The organism is Novosphingobium sp. BL-A-41-Hi4A-0G, assembly GCF_055521735.1.
Map to the genome: position 1 here is coordinate 3,369,227 of NZ_CM145501.1, position 23,468 is coordinate 3,392,694.

The 23,468-nt window shown below is 64.9% G+C and carries 21 protein-coding genes and 1 tRNA gene; 13 read left to right on the top strand and 9 right to left on the bottom strand.

The features are described from left to right. The first annotated feature begins 141 nt into the window (after positions 1 to 141). On the top strand, positions 142 to 501 hold the full coding sequence (locus ACZ1JX_RS16345) for a hypothetical protein (RefSeq protein WP_024922557.1): 360 nt from the start codon (positions 142 to 144) through the stop codon (positions 499 to 501). A gap of 3 nt (positions 502 to 504) precedes the next feature. Here ACZ1JX_RS16345 and ACZ1JX_RS16350 read toward each other — a convergent pair whose 3' ends face one another. The 4 genes from ACZ1JX_RS16350 to ACZ1JX_RS16365 all read right to left on the bottom strand — a co-directional run bounded on the left by ACZ1JX_RS16350 (position 505) and on the right by ACZ1JX_RS16365 (position 4,816). Continuing rightward, the gene (locus ACZ1JX_RS16350) at positions 505 to 735 is read right to left on the bottom strand and encodes a DUF6117 family protein (protein WP_465124546.1); all 231 of its coding nucleotides are present in this window, start codon (positions 733 to 735) and stop codon (positions 505 to 507) included. Beyond that, the gene (locus ACZ1JX_RS16355) at positions 732 to 1,145 is read right to left on the bottom strand and encodes a hypothetical protein (RefSeq protein WP_024922559.1); all 414 of its coding nucleotides are present in this window, start codon (positions 1,143 to 1,145) and stop codon (positions 732 to 734) included. Before ACZ1JX_RS16355 ends, ACZ1JX_RS16350 begins: the two co-directional genes overlap by 4 nt. Before the next feature lie 166 nt (positions 1,146 to 1,311). Beyond that, on the bottom strand, positions 1,312 to 3,450 hold the full coding sequence (locus ACZ1JX_RS16360) for a ParB/RepB/Spo0J family partition protein (RefSeq protein ID WP_465124547.1): 2,139 nt from the start codon (positions 3,448 to 3,450) through the stop codon (positions 1,312 to 1,314). A 172-nt stretch (positions 3,451 to 3,622) separates the two neighbouring features. Next, positions 3,623 to 4,816, bottom strand: coding sequence for a hypothetical protein (locus ACZ1JX_RS16365; protein ID WP_024922561.1), 1,194 nt, complete (start codon positions 4,814 to 4,816; stop codon positions 3,623 to 3,625). Between the two features lie 254 nt (positions 4,817 to 5,070). Here ACZ1JX_RS16365 and ACZ1JX_RS16370 point away from each other — a divergent pair, with 254 nt between their 5' ends. Genes ACZ1JX_RS16370 through ACZ1JX_RS16400 form a run of 7 tightly spaced genes read left to right on the top strand, consistent with a single transcriptional unit; the run spans position 5,071 to position 12,929 of the window. Continuing rightward, positions 5,071 to 5,664 (top strand): DUF6088 family protein, encoded by a 594-nt coding sequence (locus ACZ1JX_RS16370; RefSeq protein WP_024922562.1) that lies wholly within the window; start codon positions 5,071 to 5,073, stop codon positions 5,662 to 5,664. After that, positions 5,657 to 6,673, top strand: coding sequence for a nucleotidyl transferase AbiEii/AbiGii toxin family protein (locus tag ACZ1JX_RS16375; protein WP_465124548.1), 1,017 nt, complete (start codon positions 5,657 to 5,659; stop codon positions 6,671 to 6,673). The genes ACZ1JX_RS16370 and ACZ1JX_RS16375 overlap by 8 nt, the downstream gene beginning before the upstream one ends. A gap of 17 nt (positions 6,674 to 6,690) precedes the next feature. After that, complete coding sequence (locus ACZ1JX_RS16380; protein ID WP_465124549.1) at positions 6,691 to 7,473, top strand: HamA C-terminal domain-containing protein; 783 nt, start codon at positions 6,691 to 6,693, stop codon at positions 7,471 to 7,473. Further along, positions 7,460 to 10,963 (top strand): DEAD/DEAH box helicase, encoded by a 3,504-nt coding sequence (locus ACZ1JX_RS16385; RefSeq protein WP_465124550.1) that lies wholly within the window; start codon positions 7,460 to 7,462, stop codon positions 10,961 to 10,963. Before ACZ1JX_RS16380 ends, ACZ1JX_RS16385 begins: the two co-directional genes overlap by 14 nt. Before the next feature lie 15 nt (positions 10,964 to 10,978). Then, complete coding sequence (locus ACZ1JX_RS16390) at positions 10,979 to 11,680, top strand: competence protein CoiA (RefSeq protein ID WP_465124551.1); 702 nt, start codon at positions 10,979 to 10,981, stop codon at positions 11,678 to 11,680. Further along, complete coding sequence (locus tag ACZ1JX_RS16395; protein ID WP_161773054.1) at positions 11,677 to 11,793, top strand: SEC-C metal-binding domain-containing protein; 117 nt, start codon at positions 11,677 to 11,679, stop codon at positions 11,791 to 11,793. The genes ACZ1JX_RS16390 and ACZ1JX_RS16395 overlap by 4 nt, the downstream gene beginning before the upstream one ends. Beyond that, positions 11,790 to 12,929: a DUF3800 domain-containing protein gene (locus ACZ1JX_RS16400; protein WP_465124552.1), complete on the top strand. Its 1,140-nt coding sequence runs from the start codon at positions 11,790 to 11,792 to the stop codon at positions 12,927 to 12,929. The genes ACZ1JX_RS16395 and ACZ1JX_RS16400 overlap by 4 nt, the downstream gene beginning before the upstream one ends. Before the next feature lie 26 nt (positions 12,930 to 12,955). On the opposite strand, the gene ACZ1JX_RS16405 is transcribed toward ACZ1JX_RS16400, so the two are convergent. Beyond that, positions 12,956 to 14,317, bottom strand: a complete 1,362-nt coding sequence (locus ACZ1JX_RS16405; protein ID WP_465124553.1) for a tyrosine-type recombinase/integrase — start codon at positions 14,315 to 14,317, stop codon at positions 12,956 to 12,958. 373 nt (positions 14,318 to 14,690) lie between these two features. On the opposite strand from ACZ1JX_RS16405, the gene ACZ1JX_RS16410 reads away from it, so the two are divergent. The 3 genes from ACZ1JX_RS16410 to ACZ1JX_RS16420 all read left to right on the top strand — a co-directional run bounded on the left by ACZ1JX_RS16410 (position 14,691) and on the right by ACZ1JX_RS16420 (position 17,194). Next, positions 14,691 to 15,059: a hypothetical protein gene (locus ACZ1JX_RS16410; RefSeq protein ID WP_465124554.1), complete on the top strand. Its 369-nt coding sequence runs from the start codon at positions 14,691 to 14,693 to the stop codon at positions 15,057 to 15,059. 34 nt (positions 15,060 to 15,093) lie between these two features. Beyond that, positions 15,094 to 15,411, top strand: coding sequence for a hypothetical protein (locus ACZ1JX_RS16415; protein WP_465124555.1), 318 nt, complete (start codon positions 15,094 to 15,096; stop codon positions 15,409 to 15,411). Between the two features lie 805 nt (positions 15,412 to 16,216). Continuing rightward, positions 16,217 to 17,194 (top strand): bile acid:sodium symporter family protein, encoded by a 978-nt coding sequence (locus ACZ1JX_RS16420; RefSeq protein WP_465124556.1) that lies wholly within the window; start codon positions 16,217 to 16,219, stop codon positions 17,192 to 17,194. A gap of 37 nt (positions 17,195 to 17,231) precedes the next feature. On the opposite strand, the gene katG is transcribed toward ACZ1JX_RS16420, so the two are convergent. Further along, complete coding sequence (gene katG, locus ACZ1JX_RS16425; RefSeq protein WP_465124557.1) at positions 17,232 to 19,451, bottom strand: catalase/peroxidase HPI; 2,220 nt, start codon at positions 19,449 to 19,451, stop codon at positions 17,232 to 17,234. Positions 19,452 to 20,045: 594 nt separating this feature from the next. Beyond that, positions 20,046 to 20,120, bottom strand: a tRNA-Gly gene (locus tag ACZ1JX_RS16430). A gap of 217 nt (positions 20,121 to 20,337) precedes the next feature. Here ACZ1JX_RS16430 and ACZ1JX_RS16435 point away from each other — a divergent pair. After that, positions 20,338 to 21,234: a tetratricopeptide repeat protein gene (locus tag ACZ1JX_RS16435; protein ID WP_465126446.1), complete on the top strand. Its 897-nt coding sequence runs from the start codon at positions 20,338 to 20,340 to the stop codon at positions 21,232 to 21,234. Positions 21,235 to 21,239: 5 nt separating this feature from the next. Continuing rightward, a complete protein-coding gene (locus tag ACZ1JX_RS16440; protein ID WP_465124558.1) occupies positions 21,240 to 21,869 on the top strand; it encodes an LON peptidase substrate-binding domain-containing protein in 630 nt (209 codons plus the stop codon). A gap of 151 nt (positions 21,870 to 22,020) precedes the next feature. On the opposite strand, the gene ACZ1JX_RS16445 is transcribed toward ACZ1JX_RS16440, so the two are convergent. Beyond that, positions 22,021 to 22,641 (bottom strand): MarC family protein, encoded by a 621-nt coding sequence (locus tag ACZ1JX_RS16445; protein WP_465124559.1) that lies wholly within the window; start codon positions 22,639 to 22,641, stop codon positions 22,021 to 22,023. Positions 22,642 to 22,645: 4 nt separating this feature from the next. Beyond that, complete coding sequence (locus ACZ1JX_RS16450; RefSeq protein ID WP_465124560.1) at positions 22,646 to 23,419, bottom strand: hypothetical protein; 774 nt, start codon at positions 23,417 to 23,419, stop codon at positions 22,646 to 22,648. Positions 23,420 to 23,468 lie beyond the last annotated feature (49 nt).

Below are 23,468 nucleotides of genomic sequence, written 5' to 3' on the forward strand. Positions count from 1 at the left end.
CGACCGTATCCCGGCTCATCGCTTGGCCTTCCACCGCGCGAGGCGCCCCGCTAGACTCCGGCATCCAACGCAAAGGCAGGATGCCGCCGCGCCTCGGATGATTTCCGCCGCGCTGCGGCGGGAGAGGAAGGAAGCAGCGGCATGAAGGGAAGCGTGGTCGGCATCGTCGCGGCGGGATGCCTGGTGGTGGGATTTGGAGCCGGGTTCGCCCTGCGGCCCGCATTGTTACCGGTAGCGGCGTCGCCGGCAGCGGCGGCCGGCGTAGCGCAGCCGACTGAGGCAGAGGCGACCGACGCGGTTCGGCGCCACCGGCTGTTCACGGGAACGTCGCTCGCCAACGCAACGCTGAAGCTCGGCGACTGCTCCCCTGGTGGGGTCGGCCCTGGTGTCACCTGCATGACGCAGCTCGTCATGGATTCGACCAAGCCGAACGCGACTCCGCAAAACCGGCCGATCGGCTTCGCGCGCGTCAACGGGCAATGGGAAGTGGCCGTCTGGTAGCCGCTATCGGGATGCCGGCTCGCTGCCGGGCGGAACATAGGCCTCATAGGGATTGCCGTCGGCGAGGTGTCCGAATGGCGTGAACAGATAATCGCCATCGCGGCTGACGGCGCAAATGACGTAGCGGGGTTCGCCTGTCACGGCATCAGTGCATTCCATCAGAGCTAGATGACCGTTCTCGGCGGCGCGCAGCAACGTCTGGAAATTGGCGCGGGCATGATCGGGAATGCTCATGATGCAGCTCCCTCGGCGAGCATGGTCGCAAGCCAGCCATCGGTATAGGTCCACGCCACAGTCGCGCCGGTTGCGAGATCAAGGACATGCGCGCCGCCGCCGAAACCGTCGAGACGCGGCCGCGAGCATGTGTTGGCGTACTGGAATCCCCAGCGCCCGGTGAGCTGGAATTCGGCGGCGCAGCGTTTGACGAACTGGATCAGCCGCTCTGGATCGCCGGTGACGTCGTCGCGCATCCATAGCTTCGTGCCGCCATGTTCGGGCTGAATGGAAAGGAGAAAGTTATCGGAGGGTGGATCCTCGGATGCTCCGTCCTCGGACAGTTGGTTGTAGAGGTCGAGCGCGCGAGCGGCGTTGTCAGCCGTGCGGACGTCGAGCAGGCATGAGAAATGGGTGAAGTATTCGGCCATGCGGCCTCTCCCAGAGAGCAGGGAACGGGAGAGCCGGCAGGCGCTCTCTCCTCCAGGTCCGGCTCGCCTCGTCCGGGCCAAACTCTCCCTCTCGATCGCCTCGCATGAAAAAAGCCCGGCGCCTTCGAAGGGACGCCGGGCTGATCAGATCAGGAAAGGTACATCGTCACTCGGCGGCGGCGAGGTGCTGTTCCTCGTCATCGTCGGCAACGGTCTCCTCGTCATCGCCAGCGAGGAAGTCCGGCAACGCGTCGTCGCCCTCGCCAGCATCCGCCTCGATGGTTCCAGCATCGATGCCGGAATTGCGCAGCGGCTCGGGCAGCCAGCCTGTCTCGACAAGGAGGCGTTCGGCTTCGGTCGCCATATCGCCCTTCTTCAGATGCTCGATGAGGTGGGCGGCACGCTCGCCGACGCCTTCACACACGGCTTCGAGGATGCGGGGCTTGGTGACGCGACCGAGATAATTGGCAACCGTCGGCCGCCAGCCCGCTTCGGCCATGTCGAGCCCGACTGCGAGCGACAGGCGATCGGCCTCGGCGATACGCTGGTCAATGCTGTGCGCCGAGACGCGGCCACCATAGCGATCGGCCTTCTCGTAGAGCGCATTGACGCCGAATGAAGCGCAATGGGCGAAGAGTTCCGCCTGTTCGGGGCCAGTCAGTGCGGCCAGCCCATCCCAGAGATCAGCCACCTTGCCCGGGAGCCGCTTGCGCCAGCCATCATGCCGGGCCTCGATCGCCTTGGCATAGACGCTGTCACGCAACCCTTCGGGCTGCGAATGGAAGGTCGTGCCGCGCACGCTGACCTCCATCGCGAAGCCATACTGGCTGCCGCCGTAGAACACGTCCTGGCAGAACTTGTGCAGGACGGCGACGAAGGCGACCGAGGGATCGCTGGCGAGTTTGTCGCGCAGCGCGAGGGTGCGATCGGCGGTCAGCTCGGTGATGAGGCGATCAGGGAGCGGCTTGATCGTGTCGTCCTCGTCCTCCTCCTCGGACCCGGCGGGTTTGCCGCCGATGGTGATGACCGCACGCTGGACCGAAGGCGTCATCGGATGGTCAGCGTCATGTTCGCCATCATCCTGCTCATCCCCTTCGCCGCCGTCCAACTGGTTGGCGGGCTCGTCCTCGGGGCGGACATAGCCGCGGTCGATCGACAGCGTGCCGTCGGCATCCAAGCTGACGAAGACACCTGCGATCGCGATGTCTGCGGGCTCGTAGTGGACCGGCCGCTCGTCGAAGCTGGCGAGCGCGGTTTCGATTTCGCCAAGGCGCTGATCGATCTCGTCCGGCAACTCGTCGGCGTGCTCATATTCGGCCTCCAGCTTGGCGTACTCGGCGTTGAGCGCCTCGATGGTCGCCTGTTCGTCAGCCGTCAGGTCGAGCGGCGTGCCCACGATCTCGCGCAGGCCGTGGGTGGCGCCATAGGGGAAGCTCATCGCCACCTCGATCCATTTCCAGCCTTCGCCGGCGATCGCTTCGGCGGAGGCCTTCAGCTTGTCGGCGACCAGGCGATCGAGCAGCGCAGGATCCTGCAGCCAGCCGCCGTCGTCATCCTGGAAGAGATCGCGCAGCACGCAGCCGCCGGCGGTTTCATAGGCATCGATACCGACGAATACGGCCCGCTTGTCGGATGCGCGGACGGCGCTCTCGGTCAGCATGCGCCGGATCTGGTAGGGTTCCTTCTGCCAGCTATTGCGAACCGACTCCCAGACCTGCTCCTGACGCGCATGATCGTCGGTGACGGTGAACGCCATGAGCTGTTCGAGCGTGATGCCGTCCTCGGCATAGATATCGAGCATTGCCGGCGAGACGGCCGCGAGGCGAAGCCGCTGCTTCACGACCTGGACGGGCGCGAAGAATGCTGCCGCAATCGCCTCCTCGGTCATGCCCTTCTCGCGCATCGCCTGGAACGCGCGGAACTGGTCGAGAGGATGCAGCGGGGCGCGTTCGATATTCTCGGCCAGCGACACCTCGTCGACGAGGATGTCGGCATTGGCGTCCGACACCACGCACGGCACCTTGGAGGTCTTGGTGAGGCGCTTCTGCTTGACGAGGAGTTGCAGCGCGCGGAAGCGACGCCCGCCCGCCGGCACTTCGTACATGCCGGTTTCCTGTCCTTCGGCATCGAGCACCGGCCGGACGTGGAGGGACTGGATGAGACCGCGCCGGGCGATCGATTCGGCCAGCTCGTCGATCGAGACGCCGGCCTTGACGCGGCGGACGTTCGACTGGCTCAGCACCAGTTTGTTGAAGGGGATGTCCTGCGCCGACGACAGGGTGATCTTCTGAATGGCAGTTGCCATGAGACTTACTCCGCGACGGGCGCCGAGAGCCTCTCTCTCGATCCTAAACCCGTCACGAAGCGAAGCACCGCCCTCTCACTCTAGGAGGGCAGCGCATCGAGGGTCGGGGAAACGCTGGAGGAAAAACGCAAAGCCGGAGACACGGACAACCGCATCTCCGGCTTTGTGGGAATCAGGCGGCGCGATCGAGGAGCTTCTTGGCCTTGCCTTCGAGTTCGAGCCGCGCGTCCTGATGCGGCTTGTCGCGGGCGACGGCGGTGATGCCCTGCACGAAATCGAAGATGCTCTCCGGCGGACGGCCTTCCTCGGCCAGCACCGCGTCGATGATCTTGCCGGTCTCGGCCTTCGAGAAACCCCGGCGGCGCAGGAATTCGGTGCGTTCCTCGTCCTTGTGCGCGACGATGCGTTCGCGCGCCGCCTTGATGCCGTTGATGAACGGCTGCGGCGAGGAGTCCGCGAAGGAGAGCAACGCCGGCGCCGCCTCATGGGCGAAGCGCGAGGCGGCGTATTTGGAGTGGCGGATGGAGATCTCCTCGAAATCCTCGACGCCCCACAAATTGCGATTCTGGCACACGGCCCTGAGATAAAAGGACGCGATGCCGAGCGTTTTCGCGCCCACCTCGCTGTTCCAGGCATAGAAGCCCCGGAAATAGAGATCGGGCGATCCGTCCGCGAGCTTGCCGGCCTCGATCGGATTCAGATCGTCGACAAGGAAGAGGAAGACGTCGCGATCGGAGGCGTAGAGCGTCGTGGTGTCCTTGGTGATATCGACGCGCGGATTATAGACGCCGGTCGACCAGTCGAGGACGCCCGGCACTTTCCATCGGGTGTCGCCGGTGCCGTTGCCGGCGATGCGCTGCACGGCTTCGACCAGCTCGTGGTCGTAGATCCGGCCGTAATCAGGGCCGGTCACGGCGCGCAGCTCGACGCGGCCGTCGTCGGTCTCGAGCGTCTTGATCTGCTCGGCGCGGTGAGCGGTCAGGCCATATTGCAGGTTGATGCCGGCGAGCGCGGCGGGGAGCTGCCGCAGATAGGCGGCCGGCGCGCCGACCTGGCTGGCGAGCTGGCCGAAGCTCCAGTGCGTCGGCGCGATGGGCTTGTCGGCGCCTGGTAGGATCAGGGCAAGCCGTTCGGGATCGGTGCGGCTGGCTTCGACATGGATGAGCGCGGATTCGACGACGCGCGTCCGGCTGCGCTCAGTCCGCTCGCGGACGGTCCGGCCGAGTTCGGCGAGCGAGAGATAGCGCTCGTCGTCGGGCCGCGAGAACCACTCCGAGGAAACGCGGCCGATGCGCTCGCCGCGGTTGACGTCCACCTTCCAGCCGCCACTCACGTCGCGCCGGGCATCGAGAACCTGCATGTTCATGGGATCAAACTCCATGACGGGCGTCGGAAGACTCTCTCCCGACCCTCAACCCGTCACGGAAATCCGGTCCACACTCTCACTCTAATGGGGGCGTTGCGGGGTCTCCCCGCAGAAGGGGTCGGCCGAGACCCTGGGCTCGGCCGCAGGGGAAGGCTTTCCCCTCCAGGCCCCTCTCAATCGCTGGCCCTTCCAGCCGGTTTTGGGGAGATTGAAAACTGTCAGAAAACTGCGTATATTTCTGACAGGAGATTATCGTGCAGCGACTGACCGAACAGATTCTGGCGCATACTGAGGGCTTGCCCGAGGGCGCTCCGATCGCGGCGAAGAGCCTACTCCATCTCGGCAATCGCGCCGCGGTGGACCAGGCCTTGTCGCGACTGGCTGAACGTGGCCGGCTGATGCGCGCCGGGCGCGGCGTCTATCTGCGCCCGGTTTCCAGCCGGTTCGGCTCTCGCGCGCCGTCCGTCGAGAAGGCCGTCGAAGCCCTCGCGCTCCAGCGCGGCGAAACCATCGTGTCGAACGGCGCCGCCGCCGCCAACGCGCTCGGCCTCACGACCCAGGTGCCGGTCCGGTCGGTCTATCTGACATCGGGCCGTAGCCGGACGATGAATCTCGGTCAGCAGGTCGTCGAGCTGCGGCATGCGCCGCGCTGGCAGTTGGCGCTGGCCGATCGGCCCGCCGGTCAGGCCGTACGTGCGCTCGCCTGGTTGGGGCCGGAGAAGGCGGAAGCCGCCTTGAAGACGTTGAAGCGCAAGTTGCCGTCTTCCACCTTCGGCGAACTCGTCGCGGCCGCGCCCCAGCTTCCGAGCTGGCTCGCCAGGACGGTGGGCAAAGTCGCGCATGGCTGAGGCGTTCCTGACATTGTCGGCGGACGATCGGCGCGAGGCTCTGGCCGTCGCCGCCGATCGATCCGGGCGACCGCTCCATCTGCTGGAGAAGGATGTCTGGGTCGTCTGGACCCTCGCGACGCTGTTCGGGTCCGACCTTGGCGAGCATCTCGTGTTCAAGGGCGGCACGTCGCTGTCGAAAGCGTATCATGTCATCCGGCGGTTTTCCGAAGACGTGGATCTCACCTACGACATCCGCGCCATCGCCCCCGACCTGGTGGGCGAGAACGGCGAGGCCCTGCCGAAAAATCGCAGCGAGGAGAAGCGGTGGTCGAAGGCTGTCCGGCACCGCCTGCCCGAGTGGGTCGACGGAACGGTCCAGCCCCTTCTTGCCGGCGCGATCAAAGCACTATCGCTCCCCGCAGCGCTCCGGGTCGAAGGCGACAAGCTGTTCGTCGACTATGAGGCGACCTCGGCGGGGTCGGGCTATGTGGCTCCAAGCGTGATGCTGGAGTTCGGCGCCCGCTCGACCGGCGAGCCGGCAAGTCCGCGGAATGTCGTGTGCGACGCGGCCGGGCTGATCGAAGGTGTCGAATTTCCAACGGCGCATCCGCGCGTGATGCACGCCGAGCGGACCTTCTGGGAGAAGGCGACGGCCATGCACGTCTTCTGCCTGCAGGAACGGCTCCGTGGCGAACGCTTCGCCCGCCACTGGCATGATGTTGTTCGACTGGATGATGCGGGGATCGCCACCGCCGCATTGGCCGACCGCGACCTCGCCAACGCCGTCGCCCGCCATAAGAGCATGTTCTTCGCCGAGAAGGCGGCCGATGGCGAGACTATCGATTACGAAGCCGCCGTCGGCGGGAAATTACAGCTCGCACCGAGTGGTGAGGCGCGCGCGGCATTGGCTACGGACTATGCGCGCATGGTCGAAGACGGGTTGCTGCTGGAAGACGCAGAGCCGTTCGAGGCGCTGATCGAGCGATGCGCAGACGTCGCCGAACGGGCGAACCGCGCGGCGGAATAACAGGAGTTGGGGAAAGCGTGGGGCTGTATAAGAAGTGGTGTGATGCCACCAGGGAAAAGGACAAGCGCAAGCGCTACTGGACCTATGTCGAGAAGGACGGCGGCCGCGACGAGATTCGCGATGACCTCGCCGAGACTATCCGCTCGCACTACGACCGGCTCGAACGCATCGCCGAGGACGTGGAGCGGCTCGGCTACAAGGTCGCCGCGAAGATCCTCAGCGAGGCGATGCCCCAGACGCCAAAGGGCCGTTCCGGCGATCTCGGTGAAATTCTCGCGACCGAGCTGGTCGAGGAAGAGATCGGCCTGCGCGTCCCTGTGCGCCGCCTCCGCTACAAGGACGGCCGCAACATGGCCATGCGCGGCGACGACTTCATCGGCGCTGGATACGATGCGGCCGGCGAGAAGCTCTGGCTCCTGAAGGGCGAAGCTAAGAGCAACAAGGTGCTCGGCAAGGCCACGGTCACGAGCGCCCGCAAGGTGCTCAACCGCGATAACGGCCGTTGCACGCCCGATTCCCTGCTGTTCGTCGCCAACCGCCTGTTGGAGAGCAACGACCCGGACGACAACGCGCTAGGCCGCAGCCTGCGTGACGAAGTGGGCCTGAAGTCCCTCCGCGCCGATCGCATCGACCATATGCTCTTCACGGTGTCGGGCAACGGCCCGCACGCCTCGCTGAAGGAGGATCTCGACGCCACCGGAACCAACCGGGACCACTATGTCGTGAACGTCCACGTCGAGGACCATCAGGACTTCATCGCAGCCATGTATCAGGAGGCGGAAGACCTTGGAGACGATTGACGAACTGACCGCGTTCCTGGCGACCGCGACCGTCGACGGCATCCTCGGGCGCCTGCTCTATCGTGGCGCCGCCTGGTCTCTGATGCGTGAGGAAGGCGTGTTGCCGGCGAACGCGCCGCCGCTCGGTGCGACGATCGAAACTGATCTTGCCGAACACGGCTTTGCCCTGCTTCGTGGGGCGATGGCCCTGCGCGCTCAGGCCGGTGCGTCGGATCTGACCAGCAAGGCGTTCGAGCGCGCCGCCAACGCCTTCGAAGCCCTGGTGCGCAACGGCGATCCTGAGTCTCCCGATCGCGGTTTCCGCCGGACGATCGCCGCAGCGGCCTATCAGCTGGCCGGCTTCTCGGCCGTCGCCTATTCGCTCTTCAACGAGACCGCGGACGATCTCAATGCCTCACCGGGCGAAACGGCGATCCGGCATCTGATCCTGCGCGATCTTGGCCAGTTGCGCGGGTTCGTTCGCGAGTGGTTGGACGATGAGGCTCACGGAGATGAGCAGATCGCCGAGGCGCTGACGGGCGAAGAGCCGGACATCGACGAGGCCCTATCGACGATCCTCAACACGACGATCTGCCGAGCTCTCGCGCATTTTGACTTCGCGCTCGAGACGGGCGAACCCGAGCCGATCGAAACCGCGCGGATGCTGCTCGGCACCGCGGTCAGCCTGGCGGACAACGCCGAGAATGTTCCGCTGTGGTGGATCTCGAATCTCTGTCGTCACCTGATCGATGACCTTTGGCAGCATTCGCTGCACGAGAACCTGCCCACCGAGCCGCCGGAGGGAACGGAGGAAAAATACCCGGACCTGCGCCGTCTATTCATCTCGTCGCTCTACGCCCGCAAGACGTCCGAGGTGGAGCTATGGCCATCGCAGCGCGAAGCGGCCCGGCGCTCCACGGACGTCACCGACGATCTGGTCGTCGCCCTGCCGACCAGTGCCGGCAAGACCCGCGTGGCCGAGATCGCCGCGCTGATGACCCTGTCGTCGGCGCGCCGGGTGCTGATCGTGACGCCGCTGCGCGCGCTGTCCGCCCAGACCGAGCGATCGTTCAGAAAGACGTTTGCGCCGCTCGGCTTCAGCGTCTCCTCCCTCTACGGCGCCAGCGGCCTTTCGGCTGGCGATGAAGACGCGCTGCGCTCCCGCGAGATCATCATCGCGACGCCCGAGAAACTCGACTTCGCGCTGAGAAGCGACCCGTCGCTGATCGACGATGTCGGCCTGATCGTCCTCGACGAAGGCCACATGATCGGCCCGAGCGAACGCGAGATCCGATACGAGACGCTGGTGCAGCGTTTGCTTCGACGTGCGGACGCGGGCGAACGCCGCATCGTCTGTCTGTCCGCGATCCTGCCCAGCGGCGACGAACTCGATGATCTCACCGCGTGGATACGCTCTGACGAACCGGGCGAGCCGGTGCGCTCCGACTGGCGCCCCACGCGCCAGCGGTTCGGCGCACTCACCTGGCGGGGCAAGGACGCGCGGCTGCGACTGGATCTCGACGATGATGGTCCGTTCCTCGACAAATTCGTCGTGCAGAAACCTGCGCGGGGAAAAGAGAAGAAGCCCTATCCGCGCAAGAACTCACATCTCGCCCTGTTCGCGGCATGGGAATTCGCGGGCCAGGGCAAGCGGACGCTGATTTTCTCCACCCAGGCGAATTGGGTCGAGAGCTACGGCAAACAGGTCGTGGACCTCTGCAAGCGCGGCTATCTGGACTCACTGTTGGAGGATGAGGCCTCCATCGCCCGCGCTCTGGAGGTCGGCAAAGAATGGTTGGGCGAAGACCATCCCGCCGTCGCCTGCCTGAAGGCCGGCGTTGCCATCCACCACGGCCGGCTGCCGAGCCCGTTCCTGCGTGAGCTGGAAGCCCTGTTGTCCGAGGGTGTCCTGAAGGTCATCGTCGCGTCGCCGACACTCTCGCAGGGTCTCAACCTCAACGCCGCCGTCCTGTTGGTGCCGGCGCTGTATCGGGCGTCCGAGAAGATCAAAGGCGAGGAGTTTGCGAACGTCGCCGGCCGCGCTGGGCGCGCCTTCGTGGACGTCGAAGGCCTCATCGTCCATGTCATGTTCGATAAGGTCGATTGGCGAAAGAAGGAATGGGGGAAGCTGGTCGCTTCCGCCAAGGCCCGCACGCTGAAGAGCGGTCTCATCCAGATCGTCGCCGAGATCCTTGAGCGCCTGTCCCGCGAAGGTGTCCTGGATCGCGACGATGCCTGGGAATATCTGGCCAACGCCCGTGAAGCCTGGAGATCGCCCGAGGAGGAAGCCGCGGTCGCCGAGCGCCTGGCGGCCGGCGCGGAGTACGACGCTGACGGCGATGATGATGAAGGCGGCGGCGAGGACGAGGAAGAAACCATCGACGAGGAGCCGCTGTCGCAGATCGTCGAACGCCTCGACGCGACAGTGTTCGGTCTGATCGAAGCACTCGATTCCGATCGCGCCGACCTGCCGAAGCTCTTGGACGAAGCGCTCAAGGGATCGCTCTGGGCGCGCCAGATCGCCCGCGAGGACGAGGATGTCGCCCCGCTGCACAAAAAGGTGTTCGAGGCGCGTGCGGATCTCATCTGGAGGACCACCACGGCGCAGGCGCGGCGCGGACATTTCGCCATGGGCGTTGGGCTTGAGGCTGGACTCACCATCGACGCCATGGCCGACGAGCTGGCCGAACTTCTGGACCGGGCTGACGATGCGGCGTTGAGCGGCGACGTTGACGCACTTGTCGAAGCGCTCGGCGGTCTTGGCGAGCGCCTGCTGTTCATGCGGCCCTTCATCCCCGACAAGGCGAACGCGCTGCCGGCGAATTGGAAGGCTATTCTGCGCAGTTGGGTGTCCGGCGAGGATGTGGCCAAGATCGGACCGCAGAACATGCGGGCCGTGGAAGAGGCCTTCACCTATCGCCTGGTCTGGGCGCTGGAAGCTGTCCGCACTCGTCGCATGTCCCTCGGCTGGTCACCGGAAACGGTGGCGGGTGGCGCCGCGGCGGCGGTCGAAACCGGCGTCCCGCAATTCATGATGTCGATGTTGATCCGCGCGGGCCTTCCGTCACGGCGCGCGGCCATGGCGGCGATCGAGGATGCCAAGCCGGTTTTCGTCACGCCCGCCGAGATGAGGGCCTGGCTCGAATCCGACGAGATCACAGCCTACACGGATGCCGGCGACTGGCCGACGCCCGACACCGCCGCGCTATGGGCACGGTTCCGAACCGAAGCCCTCAGCGGCGGCATCCAGAAGTGGTCGGTCGAACACTACAAGCGCTTGCTCGACGTCGCGGCCGCCCCGCCTTCCGGCCTCTATCGGATCGTCACCGACGGGGGCGACGGGCGAACCTGGCTGACGACGCCCGACTATCAGCGGGTCGCTGCTTTCAAGAAGCCGGCGGTCGATCCCAAGCCCAGCCTCTTTTCAGGCCGATTGCCCGGCGGCACCAGGCTGGTGGAGGCCTTGCGTGTCGGCCGCGGGAAACTGCGCTGGCCGACAGCCGATGCGTAAAAGGAAGCCGTAGCTATGCTCTATGCCTGGGTCGACGACCAGAAGCGCGCGCCCTTCGCGAAGGGAGAGCGCACGACCTGCCGCGACTGCGGCGGCTTGCTCACCGCTGTCATGCCTGTCGAGAACACGCCCCATTGGCGGCACAAGGCGGGTGACTGCGATCCTTGGAGCGAGCCCGAGGGGCCTTGGCACCTCGGCTGGAAAGAACTTTTCGACATGGCGTGCCGTGAGATCGCTTTGCGCGATCCGGCGACCGGAGAATTGCATCGCGCCGATGTTCTGGTCGGTAGCGGCACCCCCAGGGCGACGGTGCTGGAGCTGCAGCACTCCTCAATCAGCGAGGACGAGCGCAACGCGCGGGAAACTTTTTATCGCCGCGGGCATCGGATGTTCTGGCTGGTCCACATCCATAGCGAAAGCTCGTTCCTGGGAACCTATTTCGGCATGTCGCTCGATTTCAAATCGCGTGTCGTCAATCTCGACGGCAAGGAATTCGCGATCATGCGGTGGATGGGACCGAACAAGCAGTTCATTGAGAAATGGAAGCGCGCTGCTGCCCACGTCTTCTTCCATGCCGGTCCATACATCTTCTACCTCGCCGGTCCTGGCGTGGCCGCCCGCCTCGGCAGTCCATTGAAGCGTGGCGAGTTCGCCCTTTGCGCTCTGACACGCGATGAGTTTTTGCGGGCCGTCCGCTGGGAGGATGGTGCTGCTTGACGAACTACTCGTATCGAGCGGCGCGGCCCCCACGAAGTCGAACCAAGGTCGGTCGAAACCAGCGGTGTCAGTGCCAGTCAGACCGGAACTTCAAGCAGTGTCACGGCCGATGACCGACGACAGCAAACACCCATCATCGAGCGTTGCTGTAGACCGCTATTTCCTCGACGAAAGCGGCCATGGCGGCGATCTTGCCTCGGCGAAAGCGCTCGATTTCGCTGGGCAACCATTCTTCGCGCTGGCCTGTGTCGGCGCTGCGGATGCTGCGCTGTTGGCCGCAGAGCTGGATCGGCTGCGTGTGCATTACGCCTGCGGTGAAGGCGAGCTGAAATCGACCAAGTTGGGAAAGAAGCTGACGCCAATCGCGGGTGAGCTGATCACCTTCCTTGGCCGGCATCGATGGCCGCTCTTCGTGGAGCTGGTGGACAAGCGGTTCTTCGTCGCGATCCACATCGTTAACCACCTGCTTTGCGGCTCCTACGGACTCGATGATGTCGACATGGCGAGCCGCAATATGATCGCCGAGTTCCTCTCGGACGAGGATTCCGACGCGGTGCTGCTGGCCTATATTAACGCCTGCGAGACACTCTCGGTGACATCCGTGGCGGCCGTCATCGATCTGCTCTGGGACTGGCTGGATCGCTCCGACGCCGAGATCGCCCGAACCGCACAGATGCTGACGATGTTCGCGCGGGACCGCGTGCGGAAATCGTCGGCGAAGGCCGAGGAATTTCTGCCAATCGCTGATGAGTCAGCCACCGGGAAGAAGGTTTGGATGCTGCCCAACCTCCAGTGCCTCACGAACATCTACGCTCGTCTCAACCAGTCCCGCCCTGCGAGCCTCGACGGCGCCCAACTCGTTCACGACGGGCAGATGCAGTACGCAAAGGTACTCGAGGACTCCAAGACGCTCATGGAGCAACTCGCGGCTGAGGCGGCTCTGCCGATCGTTCCGTTCGCCGACTATCGTTTGCGAGGGCGTGGCGATCTCATCTTTGCGACAGGGAAGATCGAACCCTGCCTCCAGGCAGCCGACATCCTTGCGGGCTGCGCGATGCGTTTCGCGCGGGACGGCAAGGCGCGGAAGGGGCGCATCGAAAAGCCGCTCCGCGAGGTCTTCCACCGGATGATCGACGCCGGCAACCCGATGCAAGCGACTGGCATCAACCTGGTGATGAGCACCCGCCTGCTCGAAGCGCTGGGTGTTCCGCATATCCCGGCGGACTTCGCGGATCGCATGTTCTCCTAGTCCTAATGGCGCTCCGCACAGAGATCTCAGGCAGCCAGACGACGCTCCTCGTCCTCCGCTTCGTTCGCCGGCTCTCCCACCGCTTTGCTCAGGAAGAGATCGAGTGCAGCGCGCCGGGAATCGCGATCCAGCGCGTAGGCCGTCTGCTTGAATTCGATGCCCTCAAGCAGCCCGTTGATGTAGCCCGAGATCGTGTCGGCGGCCATGATGAGCGCAGTGTCGAGCGTGTGAATGTATTTGCTCGTCACCGAGCCCTTGGAATGGCCGACGAGCGCCGCGATCGTCACCTCGGTGAAACCGAGATCGTTGGCGATGCTGGCAAAGCTGTGACGCAGGACGTGCGGCGTGACGCCGGCGAGCGGGCTGTCGTTGAAAATCTGTTCCCAATGGTTCGGGAAGCTGCCGAACGCATTGTCCTCGCCCTGACCTGGGAAGACATAGGTGCCCGCTGCGGTCTTGCGCCGTTCCTCCAGATACTCGACGACGGGCAATCCGATTGGACGAATGGACTCACCTTCCTTGCTGTCCACCAGGCGCATGCAGCTCGCGTCGGTGTCAGCCTCGATCCACATTAGCGAGATCATTTCCGAGCGGCGGCAGCCGGTGAGCGCGATCTGCCGGATGATGTCCACGGTCATGGCGTATTTTTCGTTCGTCGCGGCATCGCGAAGCATTTGCCCGAGGGTGCGATACTCCGCCTCGGTCAGCCGACGATTCCGAACATTGTCCTTGGGCTTCTTGATGCCGTGCGCCGGATTGACCTCGATGATCCCAGCATCGACAGCGTAGGTGAGGATTCCGCCCAATAGGCCGACGGTGCGCGTGGCCGTGCCCGCGCCACCACGAACAATGGCCTTTCCTCGCAGCTTCTTCGTCTTGACGGCGACGCGCGTCTTGCCGGCCATGATGTCCTTCAAGACTTTGTTGATGTCGGCCTTGGTGAGATCCTTGACGCGGCGTGCGCCGATCAGCGGGATGATGTGTCGCTCGATACGGCCAGTGTCGGTGACGATGGTGGTCGGCTTTTTCGATCTCCCGCCCTTACCCAGGATGAGGCCAGCGTTCAGGTCGGCGGTATAGAGAGCGCAAAGCTCCTTGACCGTGATGGCCTTGTGATCGAGCTGACGTTCCTCGGAAGGGTTGTCCCCGCGCGCGACGCGACCCAGTTGGACCTTCGCTTCTTGCCGGGCTGTCTCTGGCGTCCACACGCCATGCAGGCCGATGGTGTAGCGTCGCGTGCGTCCAGCAGCGCGATATTGAATGAGGTAGCTGCGTTTGCCGGAAGCGAACACGCGGAGGCCGAAGCCGGGCAGTTCGTCGTCCCAGATGAAATAGTCCTTCTCGCGGACATCGGCAGCATCCACGATCCGCTTGGTCAGCTTTGCCATGAGGCGTTCCCCTCGCTAGTGCGGGGCTGCTTCCGCGGAAGCACCACGGAAGCAACCGGATGGATATCGGAGCGAAATTCTGGATAGACAGTTCGGCGCGGAAATCCGAATTGTCTAGCGACTTCAGTAACATATCGCATTGTAGCGTGCCCTATCGTGCATTTAGGATAGGCAGGCTAAATTGCTCCGAAGGCAAAGGCCACAGGTTCGAATCCTGTCGGGTGCGCCATTTCTCCCATGCTCACGCTTGTTACATCGCCGCCAAGGCATGCTGGTGCTGCAACCCGCACGGGTCGGTAGCCGAAAATGCTATTGTTGGCGCGCGTGATTTCCCCTTTGTTCCGGGTCCTTAAGGTCTCTCGGCAGGTTCAGGATGTCACGCGACAACGTCGAGCCCTACAGGCGGTATCTGATCAGGTTGCCCTGGTTGAAGCAGGGGTTGTTCACCCCTGTCGGCGTCAACCGCGCCTATTCCCGTATTCGCGAGCGCTTCGAGCACGCCGGCTTTCACATCGCAGCCAATGACGACCGCCTGATGCGGTTCTGCGCCTATCGGGATCGCAAGGAGGGCGAATGCACCTGCCTTCACGTGGTCTGGGTCAGGCTCAGCGGTCATTCGACCTACATCAGCTACGGCGTCGATCCGCGATACTTCTTCTTCTGGTTCTGCCGCCGGGGAGACCATCTCGAGAAACTGCGTCGCTGCGGGCAGGTGATCCGTGCCGCGCTCGAGGCCGACTGACCTGCGACATATGAAGCACAAGGTTCCTCCAACCGTGGCAAGCCCGGCAGAAGACATTGCCCTGTCCAGCGCGATCATCGGCATCGATCACTCGACTGGCGAAGTCGCCGTCATGGCCGCGCCGGACGAGACACGGCAACGTGACCGTTTTCCCCATGTCTTCGGCGCGTGCGATCCCTACTGGTCGGATCACGGCGAGGAAGCGTTGCGAGGAGAGTTGCTGGTGCAGATATGGCACGCGGTAACCTTGCTCGGCGTTCTCCCCTCGGCAATCCACGAAGCGCTGCTGGTCCTGCCCGAATATCGCGACCTTATGCCGATCGAGGCATTGCCCAAGCCCTACCGCAAGTAGCCTGGTCCAACTTGGCCGGAAGCGACGCTGACGAGGTGTGTTGCGCTACATCTTGACAAAACGAACCATATAGGTTATACACCCCGCCCACAGGTCAGGAGAGGGCACAAGGCCATCCCGCTCCTCTCCCTTCAGAAGCTGATGCTGTGTGCGGATGCTTCCGGCGCGATCGGTGCGGCAGGTGCGCGCGGGTTCAATGCGGGGCGTTAAGCCCAGACCCACCGGGCAAACCCTGTCGTTACCCAAGGACAGACAGGACAACCCAGGGCTGATAGCACGGCGCCGAACCCTGAGCGACGCTGCGGATGCGGAACCCGCCATGACTTGCGTGACGAAGTCTGCGCAAACGACAGGTTCTTTTCACGCAGCCGCTTGCCAAGAAGCCAAGGCAGCCCGCGAGCCGCTGCCAAAGCTTCGTCCTTTCACATGTGTCCGCCCTCAGGCTGAGCCGACAAGGGGTCCGGAACCGCCCCCCGGCCACTCGCAACCGGTCCCGCGCCCTCCCCGCGCGTGCCACGACGGCACCGCACCGGTCGCGCGATCTGTGCCTTCCCCACCGGCGTTACCGGTCCGCACTCGCCAGCGGATGAACCTCCGCGTCTCCGCGCGAAACCGATCTTCTTCCCCGGCGCCCTCTGCTTCCTCTGCGTCTCTGCGAGAAACAAGCATCCTGCGCCCACCCGCGAAGGCGAGGTTAGTCGCCTCCGGCGCTCTGCCAGACGACGTCTCCGACACGCCCCGCCTTGACTCCCGACTCCATGCCGCCAAGAGGTCCGCACCAGACATTGCCAAGGCAGCCCACTTGATGATCCGGCGCTTCGCCTCCCTGCTCGATCCCTTCCTGATGGCGCTGATCGCCACCGTGGTCCTCGCGAGCCTGCTGCCTGCGCGGGGGAGCTTTGTGCCGATCGTCGGCGCGGCGGCGGATGCCGGGATCGTGCTGCTGTTCTTCCTCCACGGCGCCAAGCTTTCGCGCGAGGCGATCTGGGAAGGCGCGCGCAACTGGAAGCTGCATCTTGCGGTGCTCGCGGCAACCTTCGTGCTGTTCCCGCTGCTGGGCCTTGCCTGTGGTGCGCTGCCCTTCCTTCCGCCCGAGTTCGCGGTGGGCCTGCTGTTCCTGACCCTGCTGCCCTCGACTGTCCAGTCGTCGGTCGCCTTCACCGCCATCGCGCGCGGCAATGTCGCCGCAGCAGTCTGCGCGGCCTCGTTCTCGAACCTTGCCGGGATATTCGTGACGCCCGCGCTTGTCGCCATTCTGCTCGGCGGGGCGACGGGCGGCTTTTCATGGGCCTCGGCGCAGACCATCGTCCTGCAACTGCTCCTGCCGTTCATGGCCGGGCACCTGCTGCGCCCGTGGATCGGCGGCTTCGTCACGCGCAACAAGGCGTGGCTCGGCAAGGTCGATCGTGGCTCGATCCTGCTGGTGGTCTATTCCGCGTTCGGCGCGGCCGTGGTCGAAGGCCTGTGGCAGCGCGTGCCGCCGCTCGGCCTGCTGGTCTTGACGCTGGTCTGCGGGGTGCTGCTGGCGATCGTGCTTGGCGCAACCTGGTGGCTGGCGCGCGCCATGAAGCTCCCGCGCGAGGATGCGATTGTCCTCCTGTTCTGCGGCTCGAAGAAGAGCCTTGCCTCGGGCGTGCCGATGGCGGGCGTGCTGTTCCCTGCCGCCTCGGTCGGCATCGTGCTGCTGCCGGTCATGGTCTTCCACCAGTTGCAACTGATCGCCTGCGCCCTGATCGCGCCGCGATTGGCGCAACGGGCGCCGGAACAGGAAACGGCGGCGTAGCCCGTCGCTGCGCCGCCGTTCCTTTACGTTCGACCGATCAGAACCGGTCGGCGTTCATCACCTTGGTCCATGCCGCCACGAAGTCGGCCACGAACTTGTCCTTGGCATCATCCGAGGCATAGACTTCGGCCACCGCGCGCAGCTCGGAATTCGAGCCGAACACGAGGTCGACCGGCGTCGCCGTCCACTTCAGCGCACCGCTCGCACGGTCCTTGCCTTCATAGAGCCCCGGCGTCGCCGCCTTCGCCCACACCGTGTCCATCGACAGCAGGTTGACGAAGAAGTCGTTGCTCAGCGCACCCGGACGGCTGGTGAACACGCCCGCCGTCGATCCACCGGCATTGGCCCCCAGCGCGCGCATGCCGCCGAGCAGCACGGTGGTTTCGGGCACCGTCAGCCCGAGCATGTCGGCCTTGTCGACCAGCGCCTCGGTCGGTCCGTAGAACGAATCTGCCGCATAGTAGTTGCGGAAGGCATCAGCCTTGGGCTGGAGGTAGTTGAACGATTCGACCTCGGTCTGTGCCTGCGTGGCATCGACCCGGCCCGGTGTGAACGGCACGCTCACGTCATGGCCTGCCGCCTTGGCCGCCTGCTCGATAGCCGCATTGCCGCCCAGCACGATCAGGTCGGCCAGGCTCACCTGCTTGCCGCCCTTGGCTGCCTTGTTGAAGCCAAGGCGGATTTCCTCGAGCTTGGCCGTCACCTTGGCCAGCTCCGCCGGATCGTTCACCGCCCAGTCCTTTTGCGGGGCAAGCCGCACGCGGGCGCCGTTGGCACCGCCGCGCATGTCGGTCCCGCGGAAGGTTGATGCCGAGGCCCAGGCCGCCCGCACCAGCTCTGCCGTGGTGAGGCCCGAAGACAGGATGCTGCCCTTGAGCGCCGCAACGTCAGCCGCATCGACCGGCGCGTAAGTCGCCTTGGGCAGCGGGTCCTGCCAGGTCATCGTCACCTTGGGCGCATCCTTGCCGAGGTAGCGCGCCTGCGGGCCCATGTCTCGGTGGGTCAGCTTGAACCACGCGCGGGCAAAGGCATCGGCGAAGGCCTGCGGGTTCTTCTTCCAGCCCAGCGTGATCTTGCGGAAGCCCGGGTCCTCGCGCATCGCGATGTCGGTGGTGAACATGATCGGCGCGTGGCGCACGTCAGGCCGGTGCGCGTCGGGCACGAGGTTCGCCGCCGCCGGGTCCTTCGGGATCCACTGCGTCGCCCCTGCCGGGCTCTTGGTCTTGACCCACTCGAAGCCATAGAGGTTGTCGAGATACTGCGTGGTGAAGGCGATCGGATTGGCCGACCATGCGCCTTCGAGTCCGCTCGTCACGGTGTCCTCGGCATTGCCCTTGCCGCACTTGTTGGCCCAGCCAAGGCCCTGCTGCTCGATCTTGCCCATGCCGGGGTCATTGCCGACGCATTCCTCGGGCTTGCGCGCGCCGTGCGCCTTGCCGAAAGTGTGGCCGCCTGCGATCAGCGCGGCGGTTTCCTCGTCGCTCATCGCCATCGCACCGAAGGCGCGGCGGATGTCGGCGGCGGCGGCCAGCGGATCGGGTACACCGTTCGGACCCTCGGGGTTCACATAGATCAGGCCCATCTGCGTCGCGCCCAGCGGCCCCTTGAGGTTGCCCTTGCCATCGCGGCGCTTGTCATCGAGCAGCTTCGTCTCAGGCCCCCAGAACACGAGGTCCGGCTGCCACGCATCCACGCGCCCCCCGGCAAAGCCCAGCGTTTTGAAGCCCATGTCCTCCATGGCGACATTGCCGGTGAGGATCATCAGGTCGCCCCACGAAAGCTTGCGCCCGTACTTCTGCTTGATTGGCCAGACGAGGCGGCGGGCCTTGTCGAGGTTGACGTTATCGGGCCAGGAGTTGAGCGGCTCGAAGCGCAGCTCGCCACCGTCCGAACCACCGCGCCCGTCACCGGTGCGATAGGTGCCCGCGCTGTGCCAGGCCATGCGGATGAAGAACGGGCCGTAGTGGCCATAGTCCGCAGGCCACCACGGCTGCGGCGTGGTCAGCACCTTGCGGATATCGGCCTTGACCACATCGAGATCGAGCGAGGCGAACTCCTTGGCATAGTCGAAGTCCGGACCATAGGGATTGGCCTTGGTCGCCTCGTTCTGGCGCAGCGCGGTCAGGTCCAGTGTCTTGGGGAACCATTCCTTCGCGGCGGGCTCGCTCGTCGGCGTTGCGGTTTCGGCCAAAGCGGCGTTGCCGAGCGGCAAGGTGGCCGCGAGCACGGCGGCAAGCGCGATCCTGCTGATCTGCATGAGTTTCTCTCCTCCTGTCGTCCCGCACGATAGCGGGCCGACAATCGAATAAATCGCTCAATGGTCACAGACCAACGGGTTAGTCCTATCACAGTGATCGGCTGGACCGTTCATCTTGTAGCAATTCAGCAATGAATCCGATGGGGAGGTGCGCGAACGAAGGCCGATGGATCCCGGCCTACGCCGGGATGACATGAAAAGAGTAGCCACACACAGCTACGTCGCCCCGGCGCAGGCCGGGGCCCACAACCTCGCCCGCAAGGCACCGCGCTTGCAAATCGAGCGGTAAGGGTTCCCCGAAGGGAAAAGCCAACCCCGAAATTTGCGATGTAGTGATAGTGGAAACTGGAGCGGGCGAAGGGATTCGAACCACGCTCGTAGCGGCTTGCCGCGGAGAGCCACACAAGACTCGAGGGTTCCCCGAAGGGAAGCTTAGACCCCGAAATTTGCGATGTGGTGATAGTGGAAACTGGAGCGGGCGAAGGGATTCGAACCACGCTCGTAGCGGCTTGCCGCGGAGAGCCACACAAGACTCGAGGGTTCCCCGAAGGGAAGCTTAGACCCCGAAATTTGCGATGTGGTGATAGTGGAAACTGGAGCGGGCGAAGGGATTCGAACCCTCGACCCCAACCTTGGCAAGGTTGTGCTCTACCCCTGAGCTACGCCCGCTCGTGCGTTTCTGGCCGGTGGGAAATGCCCCGTCCGGCTGGGGTGTGGGGGCCTCTAACGGTGACTCGGGATGAGCGCAACACCAAAAATGCATGTTGTGTGAAGTCTTGGCGCAAAAGCCCGTTTCCTGCCCCTTTCCCCTTGCCGAATGGACAAGCCTTCCCACATGGTGCGGCACACGCGAACGACATTCGACCGGAGACGCATCTTGGCCAGCATGGGGCTCAATCTCGACGAACAGAAGGCGGTGGACCGCTTCCGCAAGGACGTGGTCGAACCTTCGATGACCCAGCTGGTCATCCTCGATTTCTGGGCGGAATGGTGCGGTCCGTGCAAGGCGTTGACCCCGGTGCTCGAAAAGGTCGCGGCAGAGTACGCGGACAAGGGCGTGGTCCTCGCCAAAATCAACGTCGACGAGGAACAGTTCATCGCCGCGCAGTTCCAGGTGCGCTCGATCCCGACAGTCTATGCGATGTTCCAGGGCCAGCCGGTGGCAGACCTCACGCCAGCGCGCACCGAATCGCAATTGAAGCAGTACCTCGACCAGCTTCTCGCCAAGCTGCCGGTGCAGGCAGGGGAGCCCAAGCAGGACGTGACCCCGCTCCTTGCCATGGCCGAGGAAGTGCTTGGCGAAGGCGATGGTGAGCGTGCCGCCAGCATCTTCGCCCAGATCGTCGAGATCGCGCCAGACAACGCGCAGGCCCACGCCGGCCTTGTCCGCGCGCTGATTGCTGCGGGCCAGAAGGACGAGGCTCAGGCCGTCCTTGATTCGCTCCCGCCCGAGATTGCGGGCGATGCCGTCTTCGCGCAGGCCCGCTCGGCGCTTGCTTTGGCCGAGGACGCCCCCGAGGAAGGCGAACTGGCCGCCTTGCGCGCGGCCGCAGCAGAACGTCCGGCAGACATGGACGCGCAGCTCGCCTTCGCCAACGCGCTCTATGCCAGCGGCGCGCGGGATGAGGCTGCGGCCAAGCTGCTCGCCATGATCGCTGCCGACCGCGAATGGAACGAGGGCGCGGCCAAGGCCCGCCTGCTGCAGATCTTCGAAGCCATCGGGCTCGAGGACCCGTGGGTTTCGGCCACGCGCCGCAAGCTCTCCACCGTGCTGTTCGGCTGATCGGCATGGGCGCGAGCGCAAACACGACGCGCCTGTCGATCTTCCCGCTGGCAGGCGCTGTCCTCTATCCCGGCCTGCAACTGCCGCTGCACATATTCGAGCCGCGCTACCGCGCCATGGTCAGCGATTCGCTGGCGCGTGACCGGCGCATCGCGATGATCCAGCCGCAATCGCCCGAGAACGGCGCGCCGCTGTTCCGCATCGGCTGCGTCGGCAAGATCGCCGATGTCGAGGCGCTGGAGGACGGGCGGTTCAACCTGATCCTCGAAGGCATCTCGCGCTTCCGCGTGATTCGCGAACTCGAAGTCACCACGCCCTTCCGCCAGGTCGAGGCCGAACTGATTGCCGACGACATGACCGAAGCGCTGAGCGCGGTCGAGCGCGCCTCATTCGAACAGGAATCGCGCCGCTTTGCCGAGGCGCAGGGCTACGCGGTGGACTGGGATTCGGTCGGCCGCCTGGACGACATGTCGCTGATCAACGGCGTCTCCCAGATCGCCCCGTTCGATGCGGCGGCCAAGCAGGCCTTGCTCGAAGCGGATTCGCTTGCGGCACGGTGCGAATTGCTGGTCCAGCTGATGCAGTTCTTCGGCAAGCGCGACAATGACGATGGCGGCAGGGTGACCCTCCAGTGAAACTGATCCTCCCCGTTTTCACGAAGTGCAAATGGGGAGGTGGCAGCGCGCAGCGATGACGGAGGGGTAAAAACATCCAAACCTCTCCACCCCCAGCTTCGCTGGCGGTCCCCCTCCCCGTCTGTGCTTCGCAAAGACAGGGAGGATCTTCTCAAAACTGCGCCTGAATCCCGTCGATCACGAATTGCGCCGCAAGCGCTGCCAGCAGCACGCCGAGCAGGCGGGTGATCACTGCTTCGACTTGTGAGCCCAGCGCGCGGATGATCGGGCGTGCGCCGACCAGCGCGATGAAGCTCAGCACCATGACCACCGTGAGCGCGGCGAGAATGACCAGCGTTTCCTGCGTGCCGTTCGCCCGCGCGGTCAGCAGCATGACAGACGCGATCGAGCCGGGGCCTGCGAGCATCGGCATGGCCATCGGGAAGACCGAGACGTCCTCGACCTGCGGTTGCGCGGTACGGACTTTCTCTGCCCGCTCCTCACGCCGCTCGGTGCGCTTTTCGAAGACCATGTCGAGCGCGATCAGGAACAGCATGATGCCGCCTGCGATGCGGAAGCTGTCGAGTTCGATGTGCAGCGCGCCCAGCAGGTCTTCACCGAACAGCGCGAAGACCAGCAGGATGCCGGTGGCGATCAGGCAGGCGCGCAGGGCCATCGAGAAGGCCTGGCGTGCCGTCGCATTGGCGGTCAGCCCCGCATAGATCGGCGCGCAGCCGGGCGGGTCGATCACCACGAACAGCGTGACGAAGGCGGAGAGGAACAGCTGCCACATCGCGTCAGGCTCCATTGGCTTTGAAGGTGCGGGCCATGACTTCGAGCATCCGCCCGTCCTTCCACACCCACGCGGTGAAGCGGCGGCTGCCATCGGGCATCACCGTCGATCGCCAGGCGAAGCTGCCATCGCGCGACTGGCCTTCCTTGCTGTCACCCCCTTCGGAGGCGGGAATGGCCCCTGCCAGCGGGCGCAGCGGCGGCAGCTTGCTGTCTTCCCTGCGCTCGCGCTTGCTGCCAGCAGGCGGCGGGGGAGGGGCGCCTTCGGGGCGACGCCGTGCGGGGCAATCGGCTACGGTGCCCTGCGCCCAGTCAACCTCGCGCAAGGGGGTGGCGAGGTCCTGCCCGTCGTCGAGCACCCACTTCCAGTCGACCTTGCCCTTGAACTGGCGCTGCCAGACGGTGACGTATTCGCCGTCTCCGCCAGATGGTCCGTGCCAGCCGCCATAAGTCAGTCCGGCAGTGCCGTCGCAGCTGATCCATGCAGATTGCGGTGCCCAGCTGACCGGCGCTGCCGGGTCCTTGCGGTCCTTGAGCAGGGTTTTGGCAAGCTTGCGTCCGCCCTCGAACATTTCCGCCGTTTCATCCGCCGTCTCGCGGAACGCGGTCCACTGGCCCTTCTCGCGGGCGAGGCGAGAGAAGGCGAGGTCTGCGGCAATCAGCGCGGAAGGGTTGGCATAAGCCCGCTGCGGACGGCCTGCGGTCTGCGGCTCGGGCGCGGATTGGGCGAGGGCGGGGGAGGCCAGAGCAAGGAATGCGAGGGGGATCAGGCGCTTCATTGAATCAGCCTAGCCGATGCGCTGCGCGGTGCCCACCCCCAACCCCTCC

Coding starts and splice junctions, on each gene's coding strand:
- ACZ1JX_RS16345 (WP_024922557.1), top strand. CDS start 142: ATGAAGGGAAGCGTGGTCGGCATCGTCGCGGCGGGATGCCTGGTGGTG.
- ACZ1JX_RS16350 (WP_465124546.1), bottom strand. CDS start 735: ATGAGCATTCCCGATCATGCCCGCGCCAATTTCCAGACGTTGCTGCGC.
- ACZ1JX_RS16355 (WP_024922559.1), bottom strand. CDS start 1,145: ATGGCCGAATACTTCACCCATTTCTCATGCCTGCTCGACGTCCGCACG.
- ACZ1JX_RS16360 (WP_465124547.1), bottom strand. CDS start 3,450: ATGGCAACTGCCATTCAGAAGATCACCCTGTCGTCGGCGCAGGACATC.
- ACZ1JX_RS16365 (WP_024922561.1), bottom strand. CDS start 4,816: ATGAACATGCAGGTTCTCGATGCCCGGCGCGACGTGAGTGGCGGCTGG.
- ACZ1JX_RS16375 (WP_465124548.1), top strand. CDS start 5,657: ATGGCTGAGGCGTTCCTGACATTGTCGGCGGACGATCGGCGCGAGGCT.
- ACZ1JX_RS16390 (WP_465124551.1), top strand. CDS start 10,979: ATGCTCTATGCCTGGGTCGACGACCAGAAGCGCGCGCCCTTCGCGAAG.
- ACZ1JX_RS16400 (WP_465124552.1), top strand. CDS start 11,790: ATGACCGACGACAGCAAACACCCATCATCGAGCGTTGCTGTAGACCGC.
- ACZ1JX_RS16405 (WP_465124553.1), bottom strand. CDS start 14,317: ATGGCAAAGCTGACCAAGCGGATCGTGGATGCTGCCGATGTCCGCGAG.
- ACZ1JX_RS16410 (WP_465124554.1), top strand. CDS start 14,691: ATGTCACGCGACAACGTCGAGCCCTACAGGCGGTATCTGATCAGGTTG.
- ACZ1JX_RS16420 (WP_465124556.1), top strand. CDS start 16,217: ATGATCCGGCGCTTCGCCTCCCTGCTCGATCCCTTCCTGATGGCGCTG.
- katG (WP_465124557.1), bottom strand. CDS start 19,451: ATGCAGATCAGCAGGATCGCGCTTGCCGCCGTGCTCGCGGCCACCTTG.
- ACZ1JX_RS16435 (WP_465126446.1), top strand. CDS start 20,338: ATGGGGCTCAATCTCGACGAACAGAAGGCGGTGGACCGCTTCCGCAAG.
- ACZ1JX_RS16440 (WP_465124558.1), top strand. CDS start 21,240: ATGGGCGCGAGCGCAAACACGACGCGCCTGTCGATCTTCCCGCTGGCA.
- ACZ1JX_RS16445 (WP_465124559.1), bottom strand. CDS start 22,641: ATGTGGCAGCTGTTCCTCTCCGCCTTCGTCACGCTGTTCGTGGTGATC.
- ACZ1JX_RS16450 (WP_465124560.1), bottom strand. CDS start 23,419: ATGAAGCGCCTGATCCCCCTCGCATTCCTTGCTCTGGCCTCCCCCGCC.